Origin of the sequence: Streptomyces barringtoniae, from assembly GCF_020819595.1 — a bacterium.
GTDB classification, from domain to species: Bacteria; Actinomycetota; Actinomycetes; order Streptomycetales; family Streptomycetaceae; genus Streptomyces; species Streptomyces barringtoniae.
The window spans coordinates 65,661-82,220 of record NZ_JAJHNP010000005.1 but is presented as its reverse complement, the minus strand read 5'-3'; the positions used below and the strand labels follow the sequence as shown (position 1 = coordinate 82,220).

The 16,560-nt window shown below is 71.2% G+C and carries 12 protein-coding genes; 3 read left to right on the top strand and 9 right to left on the bottom strand.

Annotation, left to right across the window (positions count from 1 at the left end):
- Window positions 1-7: 7 nt before the first annotated feature.
- Both LMU33_RS09765 and LMU33_RS09760 read right to left on the bottom strand, forming a co-directional pair.
- On the bottom strand, window positions 8-1,648 hold the full coding sequence (locus LMU33_RS09765) for an ABC-F family ATP-binding cassette domain-containing protein (protein ID WP_228619219.1): 1,641 nt from the start codon (window positions 1,646-1,648) through the stop codon (window positions 8-10).
- A gap of 69 nt (window positions 1,649-1,717) precedes the next feature.
- A complete protein-coding gene (locus tag LMU33_RS09760) occupies window positions 1,718-2,749 on the bottom strand; it encodes an oxidoreductase (protein ID WP_228619217.1) in 1,032 nt (343 codons plus the stop codon).
- A gap of 101 nt (window positions 2,750-2,850) precedes the next feature.
- Here LMU33_RS09760 and LMU33_RS09755 point away from each other — a divergent pair, with 101 nt between their 5' ends.
- On the top strand, window positions 2,851-3,777 hold the full coding sequence (locus tag LMU33_RS09755; protein ID WP_228619743.1) for an FAD-dependent oxidoreductase: 927 nt from the start codon (window positions 2,851-2,853) through the stop codon (window positions 3,775-3,777).
- Window positions 3,778-3,910: 133 nt separating this feature from the next.
- Here LMU33_RS09755 and LMU33_RS09750 read toward each other — a convergent pair whose 3' ends face one another.
- On the bottom strand, window positions 3,911-5,890 hold the full coding sequence (locus tag LMU33_RS09750; protein ID WP_228619214.1) for a Xaa-Pro dipeptidyl-peptidase: 1,980 nt from the start codon (window positions 5,888-5,890) through the stop codon (window positions 3,911-3,913).
- 199 nt (window positions 5,891-6,089) lie between these two features.
- On the opposite strand from LMU33_RS09750, the gene LMU33_RS09745 reads away from it, so the two are divergent.
- Window positions 6,090-7,592 (top strand): M1 family metallopeptidase, encoded by a 1,503-nt coding sequence (locus tag LMU33_RS09745; protein WP_228619212.1) that lies wholly within the window; start codon window positions 6,090-6,092, stop codon window positions 7,590-7,592.
- Between the two features lie 160 nt (window positions 7,593-7,752).
- Here LMU33_RS09745 and LMU33_RS09740 read toward each other — a convergent pair whose 3' ends face one another.
- Genes LMU33_RS09740 through LMU33_RS09730 form a run of 3 tightly spaced genes read right to left on the bottom strand, consistent with a single transcriptional unit; the run spans window position 7,753 to window position 10,673 of the window.
- Window positions 7,753-8,670: an adenosine kinase gene (locus tag LMU33_RS09740; RefSeq protein ID WP_228619210.1), complete on the bottom strand. Its 918-nt coding sequence runs from the start codon at window positions 8,668-8,670 to the stop codon at window positions 7,753-7,755.
- Window positions 8,667-9,155 (bottom strand): macro domain-containing protein, encoded by a 489-nt coding sequence (locus tag LMU33_RS09735; protein WP_228619207.1) that lies wholly within the window; start codon window positions 9,153-9,155, stop codon window positions 8,667-8,669. The genes LMU33_RS09740 and LMU33_RS09735 overlap by 4 nt, the downstream gene beginning before the upstream one ends.
- Before the next feature lie 42 nt (window positions 9,156-9,197).
- Entirely contained in the window at window positions 9,198-10,673 is a 1,476-nt protein-coding gene (locus LMU33_RS09730) for an amino acid permease (protein ID WP_228619206.1), read from the bottom strand.
- A 234-nt stretch (window positions 10,674-10,907) separates the two neighbouring features.
- On the opposite strand from LMU33_RS09730, the gene LMU33_RS09725 reads away from it, so the two are divergent.
- On the top strand, window positions 10,908-11,645 hold the full coding sequence (locus tag LMU33_RS09725; protein ID WP_228619204.1) for a MerR family transcriptional regulator: 738 nt from the start codon (window positions 10,908-10,910) through the stop codon (window positions 11,643-11,645).
- Here LMU33_RS09725 and LMU33_RS09720 read toward each other — a convergent pair.
- The 3 genes from LMU33_RS09720 to LMU33_RS09710 form a co-directional block, all read right to left on the bottom strand.
- Complete coding sequence (locus LMU33_RS09720; RefSeq protein ID WP_228619202.1) at window positions 11,631-13,814, bottom strand: 3-hydroxyacyl-CoA dehydrogenase NAD-binding domain-containing protein; 2,184 nt, start codon at window positions 13,812-13,814, stop codon at window positions 11,631-11,633. The two genes, LMU33_RS09725 and LMU33_RS09720, sit on opposite strands and share 15 nt — an antisense overlap.
- A gap of 50 nt (window positions 13,815-13,864) precedes the next feature.
- The gene (locus tag LMU33_RS09715; RefSeq protein WP_228619199.1) at window positions 13,865-15,079 is read right to left on the bottom strand and encodes an acetyl-CoA C-acetyltransferase; all 1,215 of its coding nucleotides are present in this window, start codon (window positions 15,077-15,079) and stop codon (window positions 13,865-13,867) included.
- A 72-nt stretch (window positions 15,080-15,151) separates the two neighbouring features.
- Window positions 15,152-16,309, bottom strand: coding sequence for a CaiB/BaiF CoA transferase family protein (locus tag LMU33_RS09710; protein WP_228619197.1), 1,158 nt, complete (start codon window positions 16,307-16,309; stop codon window positions 15,152-15,154).
- Between the last annotated feature and the right edge of the window lie 251 nt (window positions 16,310-16,560).

Genomic DNA, 16,560 nt, shown 5'->3' with positions numbered 1-16,560 from the left:
GCGGGCCCTAACGCTCCGTCACCTTCCCCGCCGCCACCTCCAGGCGGCGGGTCACCCGGACCGCGTCCAGCATGCGCCGGTCGTGGGTGACCAGCAGCAAAGTACCCTCGTAGGAGTCGAGGGCGGACTCCAGCTGTTCGATGGCGGGCAGGTCGAGATGGTTCGTCGGCTCGTCCAGGACGAGGAGGTTCACTCCCCGGCCCTGGAGCAACGCGAGGGCGGCGCGGGTGCGTTCGCCCGGGGAGAGGGTCGCGGCCGGGCGCAGGACGTGGTCGGACTTCAGGCCGAACTTGGCGAGCAGGGTGCGGACCTCGACCGGCTCGGTGTCGGGGACGGCCGCGCAGAACGCGTCCAGCAGGGACTCGGGGCCGTGGAAGAGCCCCCGGGCCTGGTCGACCTCGCCGACCAGGACGCCCGAGCCGAGCGCCGCGTGCCCCGAGTCGAGCGGGACACGGCCGAGCAGCGCGCCCAGCAGGGTGGACTTGCCGGCGCCGTTGGCCCCGGTGACCGCGACCCGGTCCGCCCAGTCGATCTGCAGGGACACCGGGCCGAAGGTGAAGTCGCCGCGCCGGACCTCGGCGTCCCGCAGGCTCGCCACGACCGCTCCGGAGCGCGGGGCGGCGGCGATCTCCATGCGCAGCTCCCACTCCTTGCGCGGCTCCTCCACCACATCCAGGCGCTCGATCATGCGCTGGGTCTGCCGCGCCTTGGCCGCCTGCTTCTCGCTGGCCTCGCTGCGGAACTTGCGGCCGATCTTGTCATTGTCGTTGCCTGCCTTGCGCCGGGCGTTCTTCACGCCCTTGTCCATCCAGGCCCGCTGCATCTGCGCGCGGTCCTGGAGGGCGGCCTTCTTGTCGGCGAACTCCTCGTAGTCCTCGCGCGCGTGCCGCCGGGCCACCTCGCGCTCCTCCAGATAGCCCGCGTAGCCACCGCCGTAGAGGTTGATCTGCCGCTGCGCCAGGTCCAGTTCCAGGACCTTGGTGACCGTGCGGGTGAGGAACTCGCGGTCGTGGCTGACGACGACCGTGCCGGCGCGCAGGCCGGTGACGAAGCGCTCCAGGCGCTCCAGGCCGTCGAGGTCGAGGTCGTTGGTGGGCTCGTCCAGGAGGAAGACGTCGTAGCGGGACAGCAGCAGCGAGGCGAGCCCGGCGCGGGCCGCCTGGCCGCCGGACAGCGCGGTCATCGGCTGGTCCAGGTCCACGGCGAGACCGAGCGAGTCGGCGATCTCCTCCGCGCGCTCCTCCAGGTCGGCGCCGCCGAGGCCGAGCCAGCGCTCCAGCGCGGTCGCATAGGCGTCGTCGGCGCCGGGTGCCCCGTCCACGAGTGCCTGAGTGGCCTCGTCCATGACGCGCTGGGCCTCGGCGACACCCGTACGACGGGCCAGGAACTCCCGGACGGTCTCGCCCGGCCTGCGCTCCGGCTCCTGCGGCAGATGACCGACGATCGCGGTCGGCGGGGACAGCCGCAGCTCGCCTTCTTCGGGCGCGGTGAGTCCGGCGAGCAGTTTCAGCAGGGTGGACTTGCCCGCGCCGTTGGCACCGACGAGACCGATCACGTCGCCGGGCGCGACGACGAGGTCCAGCCCGGAGAAGAGGGAACGGTCGCCGTGCCCGGCGGCGAGGTTCTTGGCGACGAGGGTGGCAGTCATCAGGAAGCCGATCCTAATGGGCCCGGCACCCCTGTCTCAGCCCGGCTTCCGGTGGGCCCGCCCCGCGCCTCACCCCCGCCTGCCCCCGGTGACCGGCGCCGCGAGCACGCCCCCCGTCGTGCGGGCGACGAGGTACGCCTCCCCCTTGACCGCCTTCGGGTCCAGTGGGACGCGGTGCCGGCCGGGTTCCAGGACGCCGTCGAACACGTCGCGGGTGTGGGTGCGGTAGAGCCGGTCGAGGCGGTAGGCGGTGATCCGTACCTGGCATGCCGAGGTCACCTCGACGTCCGCGGTGCTGCCGGCGGCGGCCAGCCCCACGAGCCGGCGCTGCGGGAGCGGGCTGCGGTCGAGGGCGTGCTCGATCTGGGCGACCAGCAGCGGCACGATCGGGGCAAGGCCGTCCACCCGGGCGATGTCGACCCCGGCGCGCTCGAAGGCCTCCAGTACGGCGGCCCGGTCGGCCTCTCCGACCGCGCGGCCGAAGGCGACCGCGCCGTAATCGCGCAGTTCCTCGGCGGGGACGGCCCGTGCGTCCTGGGTGATGTCGGCGCCGATGCCGATCGTGCGCAGCGCGGCGGCAAGCTTGGCCAGGACCGCGACCCGGGCGCCGATCAGCAGCACGCGCCGACGGGGCGCGGCGGAGCGCTCCATCAGGGCGCCGAGTGCGGCGCGGTACTCGGCGCCCTGGAAGCGGAACGGCCCTATGCCGTGGTAACCGTTGAGCTCGAGGTCGGCGTGCTCGTCCGTCTGCCAGGCGAAGTCCCGCCAGATGTAGTCCTCGCCGTCGCGCTCGATGACGGCGGTGACCGCCCCGCAGCCCAGGTCCGCGCACTCGGGACAGCCGTAGATGACGAACCGGCCTTCGGGAAGCGGCGGTTCGGCCTCCAGGAGCAGTGCGCGCACCTGCGCGGTGAAGATGGCGGGCGGGATGTCCGAGGCGAGCGGGGAGACGGCGTCCAGGTCGGAGAGCCGGAACAGCAGCGGACGGCCGTCCACGACGAAGTCCACGAAGTCGCGGTGGACCTGGTAGCCGCCGTCGGCGAGCACACCGCCGGCGCGGATCGCCGGTGCCAGGTCGAAGGTCGCGTATGCGGCAGACATGCTGTGAGTATCCCCACACCGGCACGGATGTGAGCGCGGCATGACAGAGTCGTCCGGACAGGGCCTATCGTCCTGGCGTGGACAGCGAGCCGAGTGACGCAGTGATCGTGGTCGGGAGCGGGGTCGCCGGGCTGACGACGGCCCTGGTCCTGGCGGAGTCCGGCCGCCGGGTACGGGTATGGGCGCGGGAGCCCGCCGAGCGTACGACCTCGGCGGTCGCGGGCGGTCTGTGGTGGCCGTACCGCATCGAACCCGAGCCGCTGGTCGGTGCGTGGGCTCTCGAGTCCCTCGCCGTGTACGAGGAGTTGTCGGACCGGCCGGACGAGACGGGCGTACGCCTGGTCGACGGCGTACACCGGGGGACCCGGCTGGACGAACTGGGCACCTGGGCGGGCCGGGTGCCGGGACTGCGGGCGGTGGCCGACGGTCTCGCGGCGCGGCTGCCGGTGATCGACATGCCGGTGCACCTGGCGTGGCTGCGGGAGCGGCTCGCGAAGGCGGGAGGCGTGGTCGAGACGCGCGAGGTGACCGACCTCGCCGGGGTGCCCGCGCCGGTCGTGGTCAACTGCACGGGCCTGGGCGCGCGTTCACTGGTGCCGGACCCGGCGGTGCGTCCCGTGCGCGGGCAGCTGGTGGTCGTGGAGAACCCGGGGGTCACGACCTGGTTCACCTCCGTCGGCCATTCCTCCGACCACTCCTCCGCCGCCTCCACGTACTTCATCCCGCAGCCGGGCGGTCTGCTGCTCGGCGGTACGGCGGAGGAGGACGACTGGTCCCTGGAGCCGGACCCGGCCACCGCCGCGGCGATCGTGGCCCGCTGCGCGGCGGTCCGCCCGGAGATCGCGCAGGCGCGGGTGCTGGGCCACCGGGTGGGGCTGCGCCCGGCCAGGCACGCGGTACGACTGCAGCGGCAGCCGCTGCCGGACGGCCGCGTGCTGGTGCACAACTACGGCCATGGCGGGGCCGGGATCACGGTGGCGTGGGGGTGCGCACGGGAGGCGGCCGGGTTGGCGTTCCCGGCCGCCTGAAAGGTGCCCGCCGCTACGCACCCCGAAAGGGGCGCGGCGCTGTATCGACATGCGGCTCCGCCGCGTGGGCGCGACCAGCCACAACGGAGCCGCAGCGGCCGGACCGCCCAAGCCACGCAGTGACCGGCGTCGGTCAGTTCGCCGGAATGTGCTGGGCGGCGTGCGGTGCGCGGACGCCGGTCAGCCGTGCCGGGGCGGGAGCCATGGCCGTCGTGCCACCGGTGGCCCGGGCGAACGCCGGCGCCCCACCGACCAGCGGGAGCCCGGCCGTCGTACCCGACAGGGACACCGTGACGGTCGGCTTGGTGGACGGCGGGTCGATGAGGTCCTTGTCCGTGCCCGCGATGATCAGGGCCAGCCGGTGACCCTTGGGAACGACGTGGTCGGTGGCCGCGAGACGAAGAGTCGTCGTGTACGCCTTGCCCGGGGTGAGCGGGACACCCTTGCCGAGCGAGGCGTAGTGGCCGAGGTCTGCCCATCCGCGGCTGAACACGGTGTAGTCGACCTTGGCCGTCCTGGCCGCCGTCTCCTTGAAGCAGGCGCTGTCCCCGGCCGTGCTCTCGCCCCAGCAGGTGCGGTTGGTGAGGGTGGTGATGCCCTCGCCGCTGTCGGCGTAGTCGCGGATGGTGTCCGGGCCGAGGTCGACCAGGACGGCGGACAGGTGGGCCGAGGTGGTGGTCGGTGTCGCGGTCACCGTCACGGTCGACGAGCCGGACAGGCGCAGGTCGTGGCTGAGCGGCGCGGTGAGGAAGCCGGCCTTCTCCGGAGTCGGCGTGGTGAGGTGCGCCGCCCAGTCGGTCTCGCTCAGCTTCGGGTCGTCGGTGATGGTCTCGGTGCCGGTGGCCGGGTGCAGGCCGAGGGTGCCGACGCCCGCCAGGGTGCCGGGAGCCGGGTGCAGAACGGTGGTGCGGGTGGTCTGCGGGGGCCAGACGCGGGAGGTCACCCACTGGTCGGGGTGGCGTTCGATGTCGGCCATCGGCTCACGGTCGATGCCGTTGTCGTAGCCGAGGAGTTCATGGTCGAACCAGCGGTGCAGGGTGTCCACCCAGGCGCCGCGCCGGTAGTCGAAGGGGTCGACGTGGCCGGTCTGGGAGAGCCAGATCTTGCGCTCGACGCCGTGCTTCGCCAGGGCGTCCCACCACTGGCCGAAGTGTTTGGTGCGGACGTTGAGGTCCTGCATGCCGTGCACCAGGAACACGCTGGCGCGCACCTTGGCCGCGTCCTTGACGTAGTCCCGCTCGGTCCACAGCGGGGTCCAGTCGCCGCTGCGCGGGCTGCCGTCGGCGAGTTTCTTCTGTACGGCGGCGCAGTGGGCGTGCGCCGCGTCGCTCTCGACGTAACCGGCCAGTTCGCCGGGGCCGCCGTCGTACAGCGGGGCGCCCTGCGCGAAGTAGTAGTCGTACCAGGAGGAGATGCCGCTGATCGGGACGATGGTCTTCAGGCCCTTCACGCCGGTGGCGGCGACGCCGTTGGCGATCGTGGCGTCCCAGCTCTTGCCGATCATGCCCGTGCGGCCATTGGTCCAGGTCGCTCGGACGGTCGACGTCCCGGTCCGGCTGGTGTACGCCTTGGCGCGGCCGTTCAGCCAGTCGATGACGGCCTTCGCGGACTGGATGTCGGAGCGGCCGCCGACGTCGACGCAGCCGTCGGAGCGGTTGGTGCCGGCGAGGTCGACGCCGACGAACGCGTAGCCGCGGGGCACGAAGTAGTTGTCGTAGAACAGCGGCATCTGCACGACGTGGCCCTGCGCGTCGTACGTCTTGACCTGGCTCTCGTTGCCGCGTCCGCAGCAGGAGTAGTAGGGGCTGGCGTCCATGATGACGGGCACCTTGCGGCCCTGGCGGGCGGGTTCGGCGGGCCGGACGATGTCGGCGGCGACGCGGTCGGCGTGGCCGTCGCCGTCCTCGTCGAGCCCCGTGTCCACCCATACGGACTCGCGGACGGCGTGGGCGTAGGAGTAGACGGGCCCGCTCTCGCGCGGGGCCCGGCTCGCGCCGGTGGCGGCGTGTGCGGCGGACGGGGTGAGGAAGGCGGCCGTCAGGATGGCGACGACCGCGGTCGCGAGCGCTCTCCAGATCGTGAAGCGCGTGCGAACGAGGATGCGAATCGGCATGCGCGGACGGTACTCCGGTGAACTCCGGCTGCAGAAGGGGGCTTTACGGCACTCCGCGGGCACATGACGGCTGAATGGCGATCGTGTGACAGCGGGGGCCATGGACAGGGCAGGGGCCACAGGGACTGAATAGGCTCCGAACAGCGTTCCCCGAACGATCTTCCGAACAGACTTGCAGTCCAGACGACTTGGAGCTGACGTGCACCGCAGAATCATCGCGCCGGGCGCACTCGCGGCGGCCTCCCTTCTGCTGGCGATCCCGGCATCGGCCGCGAGCTTCTCCCCCGGCGCGCCGGGCATCGGCGACCCCTACTACCCGTACTACGGCAACGGTGGCTACGACGTCTCGCACTACGACCTGAGGCTGCAGTACCAGCCGAAGTCGGACGAGTTGCAGGGCACGGCGACGATCCTGGCGCGGACCACGCAGGACCTGTCCAGCTTCGACCTGGACTTCCTGCTGGACGTGAGCGAGGTACGGGTCAACGGCGCGAAGGCCGCCTTCACCACCTCCGGGCAGCACGAGCTGGTGATCACGCCGAAGACACCGCTGGCCAAGGGCACGGCGATCACGGTGGTGGTCCGCTACAGCGGGGTGCCGTCGACGAAGAGCGCCTACGGCTTCAACACCTGGCACCGCACGCCCGACGGCGCCGTCGCGGCCGACGAGCCCGAAGCGGCCTGGTGGTGGTTCCCGAGCAACGACCACCCGAGCGACAAGGCCACCTACGACGTGTCGGTGGCCGTGCCGGACGGCACCCAGGCCCTCTCCAACGGCACCCTCCAGTCCACAAGTTCGAAGCTCGGCTGGACCCGCTACAACTGGCGGGAGAACAAGCCGCAGGCGACGTATCTGGCCACCCTCGCCATCGGCAAGTTCGACATCACGACCAGCACCTCCGACGGCGGGGTACCGGTCGTCAACGCCTACAGCAAGGACCTCGGCGACAACGACGGCGCCGCGCGGGCGAGCGTGGAGCGCACCGGGGAGATCGTCGACTGGCTCAGCGGCTACTTCGGGCCCTACCCGTTCAGCACCGCAGGCGGATACGTGCCGAACACCACCACCGGGTATGCGCTGGAGACGCAGACCCGCGTCTACTACAGCCCGAAGCAGTTCGCGAACGGCTCCAACACCTCCGTGGTCGTGCACGAGCTGGCCCACCAGTGGTACGGCGACGACGTGTCGCTGAAGGGCTGGAAGGACATCTGGATCAACGAGGGCTTCGCCCGGTACGCGCAGTGGCTGTGGTCGGAGCACGAGGGCGAGGGCACCACACAGGAACTCGCCGACTACGTGTACGCCTCCCATCCGGCCGACGACGCTTTCTGGACGGTCAAGCCGGGCGACCCTGGCCCGGACGACCAGTTCGACCTCGCCGTCTACGACCGTGGAGCGCTCGCCATCCAGGCGCTGCGCAACGAGATCGGTGACGACGCGTTCTTCCGCGTTCTGAAGGGCTGGCCGCAGGAGCACGCGTACGGCAACGCCTCGGTGGCCGACTTCCAGAAGTACGCCGAGCAGGTGTCCGGCAAGCCTCTCGCGGCGCTGTTCGACACCTGGCTGTTCCAGCCGTCGAAGCCGGCCGCACCCGCGGCACGCGCCGCCTCCCTGGCGAAGGCGGACACGTCGGTGACCCAGCCGAAGTCGTGGAAGAAGATCGAGGCGACGAACGACATCCACGACGCACGCGGCCACTGACCCGGACCGGTCCGGGCCGCCTCGGCTCTGCCGCCGGGCCGCTGCAGGGCCTCGACTCCGCCGCCCGCCGGCGCGGGAGCCCGGCCCTGCTGTCCGGCGTGCACGAGCTCCGCTCTGGCATCCGGCCGGCGCAGGCGCCCGGCGCCGCTGTCCGGTCGGTTCAGGGTCTCGGTTCCGTCGATCGTTTGAGCAGTTCGTCCCGGCCTATCGACTCCGCTCGGGAGGCCGGGACGGTGCAGGCGTAGGCGCCCGCTACCGCGCCGTAGCGGGCGCAGGTCTCGGGCGGCTCTCCGGCGAGGCGGCCGTAGAGGAACGCGGCGGCGAAGGCGTCGCCCGCGCCGTTGGAATCCACCACCGGCGCGGGTGGCAAGGCCACGGGCACGCGGCTCAGCTCGCCGTCTGCCAGCAGATACGCGCCCTCGGCTCCGGCGGTGGCGACGACCACCTCGGCCCTGCCCCGCTCGGCGATCCGCCGCATCGTCCGCTCGGTGTCGGTCAGGGCGGCGGCCGACAGGAAGACGACGTCCGCCCCGCGGGCGAACGGCTCGTGGTACGGGTTCTCCCCGTCCCAGTCGTGCAGATCCGTGGACAGGGGTACGCCCGTCGCCCTCAGCACCGGCAGCGCCTCGGCACAGGGCTGGGTGATGGTCACGTGCACATGGCGGCTCGCCCCGGCCAGCGCGCGCAGCAGCTCCGGCGGGAAGCGGTCGCCGGGGCGGGCTCGGCTGGTGTCGTACAGGGACAGGCGGCGGCCGTCCGGGCCGACGAGGTTGACCGCCCGTTTGGTACCGGCGGGCTGCGGGAGTGCGGTCAGTGCGATGCCGTGCTCGCGGTGCAGGGCCCGCACGAGGTCGCCCTCGGGGTCGTCGCCGAGCAGGTCGAGGTGGTGGGTGCGCAGGCCGAGTGCGGCAAGGCTCAGCGCGACGAAGTCGCCGGTCTGCCCGGCGCGGGTGCGGATCCCGGAGTCGATCATGTAGCTGTCGGCGTACGGAAGGGGCAGCTCGGGGACGTGGATGATCGTGTCCACGCCCGCTCCGCCCAGCACCAGGACGTCCGCCGCAGGGGGGTGTGAGCTCATCCGCGGCCCTCTCCGTGGTCGTACACCGTCACCTTGATCCCTCGCTTCACCAGCCGCTCGGTGATGAGCGGCTCTGTGCGGGACCAGGTGCCGCCCGCCAGGCCGCAGCCTATGCGGGGCATGTGCACGGACGCGCCCAGTTCGATCACTTCGCCGGCGAGCCGGGCGAGGGCCGTGTCGATCGCCTCGTAGCGGACGGGAACGCCCTTGCTGCCCCTCCGGATGCCGCGCTGGCCGATCATGTTGGCCACCCAGACATACGGCTCGACCCGTACCAGTTGGACGGCGCCCAGCCCGAAGTCGTTCTTCGCGCGGTCGCGGTGCCATGCGCGGTACGCCGCCTCCGGCTCAGGCCAGCGTCGCGAGAGTGCGAGCACGAAGCCCTTCCCCCAGCCGCCGATGTCGTTGCAGACATGGGCGATCACCTTGGCGCCCTTGACCGACGGCACGGTGGCGTCACCTCGGACATACAAGATCTCCGACATGACGCCACCGTAGGCGGTGCCACTGACAGTGGCGCTGAGCTGTTACTTCGTGAGTTCGGACAGCTCCTGGTCGGTGTTCTTCGACACCCGGCGGCGCACGCCGAACCAGCCGGCGACCAGCATCACGGCGATCACCGGAATCAGCAGGATGGTCTTCCGGCCGACGTCGGGGTCGTTCCACATCATGCCGAGGCAGATCAGCAGGAACGCGATAGTGGCGATCTCGGTGACCGGGCTGAACTTCAGCTGGAAGTGCGGCCGGGTCGCGAGGCCAGCGCGGGCGCGGCGGACGAAGACCATGTGGCAGATCATGATGATCACCCAGGTGCTGATGATGCCGAGGGAGGCGATGTTCAGCACGATCTCGAAGGCCTGGCTGGGCATGAGGTAGTTCAGGCCGACGCCGAGCACACAGACCGCGCAGGTCAGCAGGATGCCGCCGTAGGGGACCTGGCTGCGGTTCATACGGGCGGTGAACTTCGGGGCGGAGCCCGCCATGGCCATGGAGCGCAGGATGCGGCCGGTGGAGTACAGGCCGGAGTTCAGCGAGGACATGGCCGCGGTCAGGACGACCAGGTTCATCACGTCACCGGCCGCCGGGACGCCGATCTTCGACAGGACCGTGACGAACGGGCTCTCGTCGGCGGAGTACACCGAGCCGGGCAGCAGCAGGGCGAGCAGCACGACCGAGCCGACGTAGAACAGGCCGACACGCCACATGATCGAGTTCACCGCGCGCGGGACGACCTTCTCCGGCTCGGCGGTCTCGCCGGCCGCGATACCGACCAGCTCCAGGGCGGCGTAGGCGAAGATCACGCCCTGCATGACCAGGACGACCGGCATCGCGCCGTGCGGGAAGAGCCCGCCGTGGTCGGTGACGACGTTCAGGCCGGGGGTGTGGCCGCCGACCTTGTGCTGGGTGGCGAGCAGGAAAATGCTGATCAGCATGAAGCCGACGATGGTGGCGACCTTGATGATCGAGAACCAGAACTCCAGCTCGCCGAAGATCTTCACCGAGATCAGGTTCACGGCCAGAACCACCGCGAGGGCGATCAGGGCGAGCACCCACTGGGGAATGCTGGTGAACATGCTCCAGTAGTGCGTGTAGAGCGCGATCGCGGTGATGTCGGCGATGCCGGTGGTCGACCAGTTCAGGAAGTACATCCAGCCGGCGACGTAGGCGCCCTTCTCACCGAGGAACTCGCGCGCGTAGGACACGAAGGACCCGGAGGACGGGCGGTACAGGACCAGCTCGCCGAGGGCCCGGACGACGAAGAAGGCGAAGACGCCGCAGACCAGGTAGGCCAGGGCGAGCGCCGGGCCGGCGTTGTGCAGGCGCCCGCCGGCGCCCAGGAGGAGTCCGGTGCCGATGGCGCCACCGATGGCGATCATGTTGACGTGGCGGGCCTTGAGGTCCTTGCTGTAACCGGCGTCGCCCGCGTCCGCGGGCGTCTGGGCCGCCTGCGCCGCCTGGGTGCGGGCGGGGGCCTGTGCCGATTCCACGGCGTCCTTGCTCACGGGTGGTTCACTTCCTGGTGCGCCCGGACCTCGTGGGTCCGGGGGACGTGCAGGGCTTGGTCCGCACCACCCTGTTGAGTCGCGGCACAGACCAAGCCAGCAGCTTCCCAGAAGGAATCACCCCCACGCGGTGGCCCATGTCACACAGCGTTACTTCTCACATGATCAACGCAGGGTTCACACACCGTTCACCTCGGGTTTCACAGCATCGGTGAGACAGCGATACTGCTGCACATGACCACCGATGCCGGGGACACGCCCCTCACCGTCGACGAGCTGGCCGCCCGCGCGGGTGTCACGGTGCGCACCGTCCGCTTCTACGGCAGCAAGGGTCTGCTGCCGCCTCCGGTGATCGGCCCGCGCCGGGTGGGGCACTACGGGCCGGAGCACCTGGCCCGGCTGGCCCTGATCGAGGAGTTGCAGCAGCAGGGCATGACCCTGTCGGCGATCGAGCGCTACCTGGGGCAACTGCCGGCCGACCTCTCCCCGCACGACCTGGCCATCCACCGTGCCGTGGTCGCGTCCTGGGCGCCGGACACCGTCGACACGGTGTCGCGGGAGGAGCTGGAGCGGCGAGCCGGACGGCCGCTCGCCGCCGAGGACGTGGAACGGCTGGCGGCGATGAACGTCGTCATGGCAGCGGAGGGCTCGGAGGGCGACACCTTCCGGGTGGACTCCGGGCTGCTCCGGCTCGGGGTGCAGCTGCTCGACGTCCCGCTGTCGCAGGAGGTGATCCTCGCGGCGCGCAAGGTGCTCATCGAGCACTCGCGCGCCGCGGCCCATGAGCTCTCCCAGCTCTTCCGCGGCGAGGTCGCGGAGCGTGACGCGCGGGACGTGAAGTCCCTGTCGGCGCACATGCACCCTCTGGTGGTGCAGTCGCTGCTGACGACGTTCCAGCGCTCGCTACGGGAAGAGCTGAGCGAGTGGGTCATCCGGCCGGAACCGGCCGAGCCCGGCTCAGGAGCGGACTGAGTCGGCGAACGGCTCCCCCTTCTCGGCCTTCTCCACGAGCAGCGCGGGCGGGGTGAAACGCTCGCCGTAGGCCTCGGCCAGCTCACGCGCGCGTGCCACGAATCCGGGCAGGCCCCCCTCGTAGCCGTTGATGTACTGGAGCACACCGCCGGTCCAGCCAGGGAAGCCGATGCCGAAGATCGAGCCGATGTTGGCGTCGGCGACCGAGGTCAGCACGCCCTCCTCCAGGAGGCGCACGGTGTCGAGCGCTTCGGAGAAGAGCATCCGCTCCTGCATGTCCCGGAAGGGGATCTCGCACCCGGGCCTGGTGAAGTGCTCGCGCAGACCCGGCCAGAGTCCGGCCCGCCTGCCGTCCTCGGTGTAGTCGTAGAAGCCGGCGCCGCCGCTGCGGCCGGGGCGGCCGAACTCGTCGACCATACGGTCGATGACCGCCTCGGCCGGGTGCGCGGTCCAGGTGCCGCCCGTCTCCTCCACGGCCCGCTTCGTCTCGTTGCGGATCTTGCGCGGGAGGGTGAGGGTCAGCTCGTCCATGAGGGAGAGGACCTTGGCCGGGTAGCCGGCCTGGGCGGCGGCCTGCTCCACGGAGGCGGGCTCGATGCCCTCGCCGACCATGGCGACGCCCTCGTTGATGAAGTGGCCGATCACGCGGGAGGTGAAGAAGCCGCGCGAGTCGTTCACGACGATCGGCGTCTTGTTGATCTGCCGGACCAGGTCGAAGGCCCGGGCCAGGGCCTCGTCGCCGGTGCGCTCGCCCTTGATGATCTCCACCAGGGGCATCTTGTCGACCGGGGAGAAGAAGTGCAGCCCGATGAAGTCGGCCTGGCGGTCCACGCCCTCGGCGAGCGTCGTGATGGGCAGGGTGGAGGTGTTGGAGCACAGCAGCGCGTCGGGCGCGACGACGGACTCGATCTCCTGGAACACCTTGTGCTTGAGCGAGGTGTCCTCGAAGACGGCCTCGATCACCGCGTCGCAGCCCGCGAGGTCGGCGGCCTCGGCGGTGGGTGTGATCCGGGCGAGCAGCGCGTCCGCCTTCTCCTGGCTGGTACGGCCCTTGGCGACGGCCTTGGCGCACAGCTTCTCGGAGTAACCCTTGCCCTTGGTCGCCGCCTCCAGGGAGACGTCCTTGAGGACGACGTCGATACCGGCGCGGGCACACGAGTAGGCGATGCCGGCGCCCATCATGCCGGCGCCGAGCACCGCGACCTTGCGGACCTTGCGGGCCTCGATGCCCTTCGGGCGGTTGGCGCCGGAGTTGACCGCCTGGAGGTCGAAGAAGAACGCCTGGATCATGTTCTTCGAGGTCTGCCCGGCGGCCAGCTCCACGAAGTAGCGGGCCTCGATGACCTGAGCGGTCTCGAAGTCGACCTGGGAGCCCTCGACGGCCGCGGCGAGGATGTTGCGGGGAGCCGGGTAGGGGGCGCCGTTCGTCTGCTTGCGCAGGGTGGCCGGGAAGGCGGGCAGGTTCGCGGCGAACTTCGGGTTGGCGGGCGTACCGCCGGGGATCTTGTAGCCGGGCTTGTCCCAGGGCTGCTGCGACTCGGGGTTGGCGTCGATGAAGGCGCGGGCCTTGGCGTGCAGTTCCTCGGGCGTGGCGGCGACCTCGTGGACGAGGCCGTTCTCCTGGGCGCGGCGTGCGTTGTACTGCTGGCCCTGGAGGAGCACCTTCAGCAGGGCGTCGGCGATGCCCAGCAGCCGTACGGTGCGGACGACGCCGCCTCCGCCGGGGAGCAGGCCCAGGGTGACCTCGGGGCAGCCGATCTTGGTGCCGGAGGTGTCGAGGGCGACCCGGTGATGGCAGGCGAGGGCCAGTTCGAAGCCGCCGCCCAGGGCCGCACCGTTGATGGCGGCGACGACGGGCTTGCCGAGGGTCTCGATGCGGCGCAGGTTGCGCTTGATGGCGAGGCCGCCGTCGAAGAGGTCCTGGGCGGTCTCCGGGGTGACCCGGATCAGGTCGCGCAGGTCGCCGCCCGCGAAGAAGGTCTTCTTGGCGGAGGTGAAGATGATGCCGCGGACGGAGTCCCGCTCGGCCTCCAGGCGGTCGGTGATCGCGGCGAGGGACTCGCGGAACGCCTGGTTCATGGTGTTCGCGGACTGGTCGGGGTCGTCCAGGACGAGGGTGACGACACCGGTGTCGTCCTGCTCCCAGCGGATGGTGGTGCTCTCGGTCATGACAGTCGTCTCCGTTGAGGTCTCGGAAGTCTCGTGATTCCGCGGGGAGTTCAGATGCGCTCGACGATGGTGGCGATGCCCATGCCGCCGCCGACGCACAGGGTGGCGAGGCCGTAGCGCTTGTCCTGGCGCTCCAGCTCGTCGATGAGCGAGCCGAGGATCATCGCACCGGTCGCGCCGAGGGGGTGGCCGAGGGCGATGGCGCCGCCGTTGACGTTGACCTTGTCCAGCGACAGACCCATGTCCTTGACGAAGCGCAGGACCACCGCGGCGAACGCCTCGTTGATCTCGACCAGGTCGATGTCGTCGATGGTGAGACCGGCCCTGGCCAGGGCCTTGCGGGTGGCGGGGGCGGGTCCGGTGAGCATGATGGTGGGCTCGGAGCCGGAGACGGCGGCGGAGACGATCCGCGCGCGCGGGGTGAGGCCGTGGCGCTCGCCGACCTCCTTGGAGCCGATCGCGACGAGCGAGGCGCCGTCGACGATGCCGGAGGAGTTGCCCGCGTGGTGGACGTGGTCGATCTTCTCGACCCAGTGGTACTTCTGCAGCGCGACCGCGTCGAAGCCGCCGAGTTCGCCGATGTCCGCGAAGGACGGCTTGAGCTTGGCGAGGGAGTCGGCGGTGGTGCCGGGGCGCAGATGCTCGTCGTGGTCGAGGACGACCAGGCCGCTGCGGTCCTTCACGGGGACGACGGAGCGGTCGAAGCGGCCCTCCTTCCAGGCCGTGGCGGCGCGCTCCTGGGACAGGGCCGCGTACTCGTCGACGTCCCGGCGGGAGAAGCCCTCGATGGTGGCGATCAGGTCGGCGCCGATGCCCTGCGGCACGAAGTTGACGGCGAGGTTGGTCATCGGGTCGTTGAACCAGGCGCCGCCGTCGGAGGCCATCGGCACCCGGGACATGGACTCCACACCGCCCGCGAGGACCAGGTCCTCCCAGCCGGAACGGACCTTGGCGGCGGCCAGGTTGACGGCCTCCAGGCCCGAGGCACAGAAGCGGTTCTCCTGTACGCCGGCGACCGTGTCGGGCAGTCCGGCGGCGATCGCGGCGATCCGGGCGATGTCGGAACCCTGGTCGCCGACGGGGCCGACGACACCGAGCACGATGTCGTCGACGGCGGCCGGGTCGAGGCCGGGGAAGCGGTCGCGGATCTCGTGGATGAGGCCGACGACCAGGTCGATGGGCTTGGTGCCGTGCAGGGCGCCGTTCGCCTTGCCGCGGCCGCGCGGGGTGCGGATCGCGTCGTACACGTACGCTTCGGTGCTCACTGGTGTGCCTTTCGGGAGGGTGGGCCGAGCGGGGTGGGCGGGGTCGGCCGGCGTCGGTGAACGGGTCGTGGTTCAGGTGTCGGTGGCCGGATGGTCGTCCGCGGGTGCGGGTATCCCCCAGTCCCGCGCCACCGCCTCCGTGTCGGCGCCCGGCAGGGCGGGGCCGGTACGGACGCACGTGGGGGTGGCGGAGAAACGGGGGGCGGGGGCCGGCTGGGTGATGCCGGCGTGGTCGGTGAAGGTGCCGCGGGCGGCCAGGTGCGGGTGGTGCGGGGCCTCGCGCAGGGACAGCACGGGGGCCACACAGGCGTCGGTTCCCTCGAAGAGGGCCGTCCACTCGTCCCGGGTCCGGGACTTGAAGCGGGCGGCTACGCGCTCGCGAAACTCGTCCCAGCGGCTCCAGTCCCTGTGGGCCGGTGCCAGGTCGTCCAGGCCGAGCAGGCGCAGGAACTCCGCGTAGAACTGCCCCTCCAGGGCTCCGACCGCCATGTACTTGCCGTCGGCCGTCTCGTAGGTGCCGTAGTAGGGGCAGCCGCCGTCGAGGAGGTTGGCGGCGCGCCGGTCCTGCCAGCCGCCGGCCGCGAGCATGCCGTGGATCATCGCCGAGAGGTGGGCCGTGCCGTCCACGATGGCGGCGTCGACGACCTGTCCGGTGCCGGTCACGCGCGCGTGGTGGAGCGCGGCGAGGACACCGACGACCAGGTAGAGGGAACCGCCCGCGTAGTCGCCGAGCAGGTTGGCGGGAAAGACCGGGGGCTCGTCCGGCCGGCCGGTCATGCCGAGGGTGCCGGTCAGCGCGATGTACGCCACGTCGTGGCCCGCGCGCTCGGCGAGTGGGCCGTCCTGCCCCCAGCCGGTCATACGGCCGTAGACCAGGCGGGGGTTGCGGGCGTGGCACTCCTCGGGGCCTACGCCGAGGCGCTCGGCGACGCCCGGGCGGTAGCCCTCGATGAGGATGTCGGCCCGTTCGGCGAGGTCCAGCACGCGCGCGCGGCCGTCCGGTGCCTTCAGGTCGACGACGATCGAGCGCTTGTTGCGGTTGGTGACGTCGTACGCGGGATCGATGCCCAGGCCGGGGCCGCCCGGCCGGTCCACCCGGACCACGTCCGCGCCCAGGTCCGCGAGGAGCATGGCGGCGAACGGGCCCGGACCGATGCCGGCCAGTTCGACCACGCGCACGCCGGAGAGCGGCCCGCCGCCCGGCGTCGCCGGCGTCTCTGCCGTCGTCATGCGTCCTGCCCCCAAAAGCATGTGTGACACAACTGATGTAACACCGGTGATGCTAGGAACGCCTTCCACCGGACACAAGACCTAACGAGCAAGCGCTTAGTCAAGTGCCCGGCTCCATGGGGATCGCCCGGGAGGGTGAAAGACGGCGGCGCCGCGGCCCGCGCCGACGACGTCGCTCCGGAGCACGACGGCGAGACCCTGCGGGTGGCCACCGTCGTCCACACCGAGGAACTCGCGCGCTTTCTCCCTCT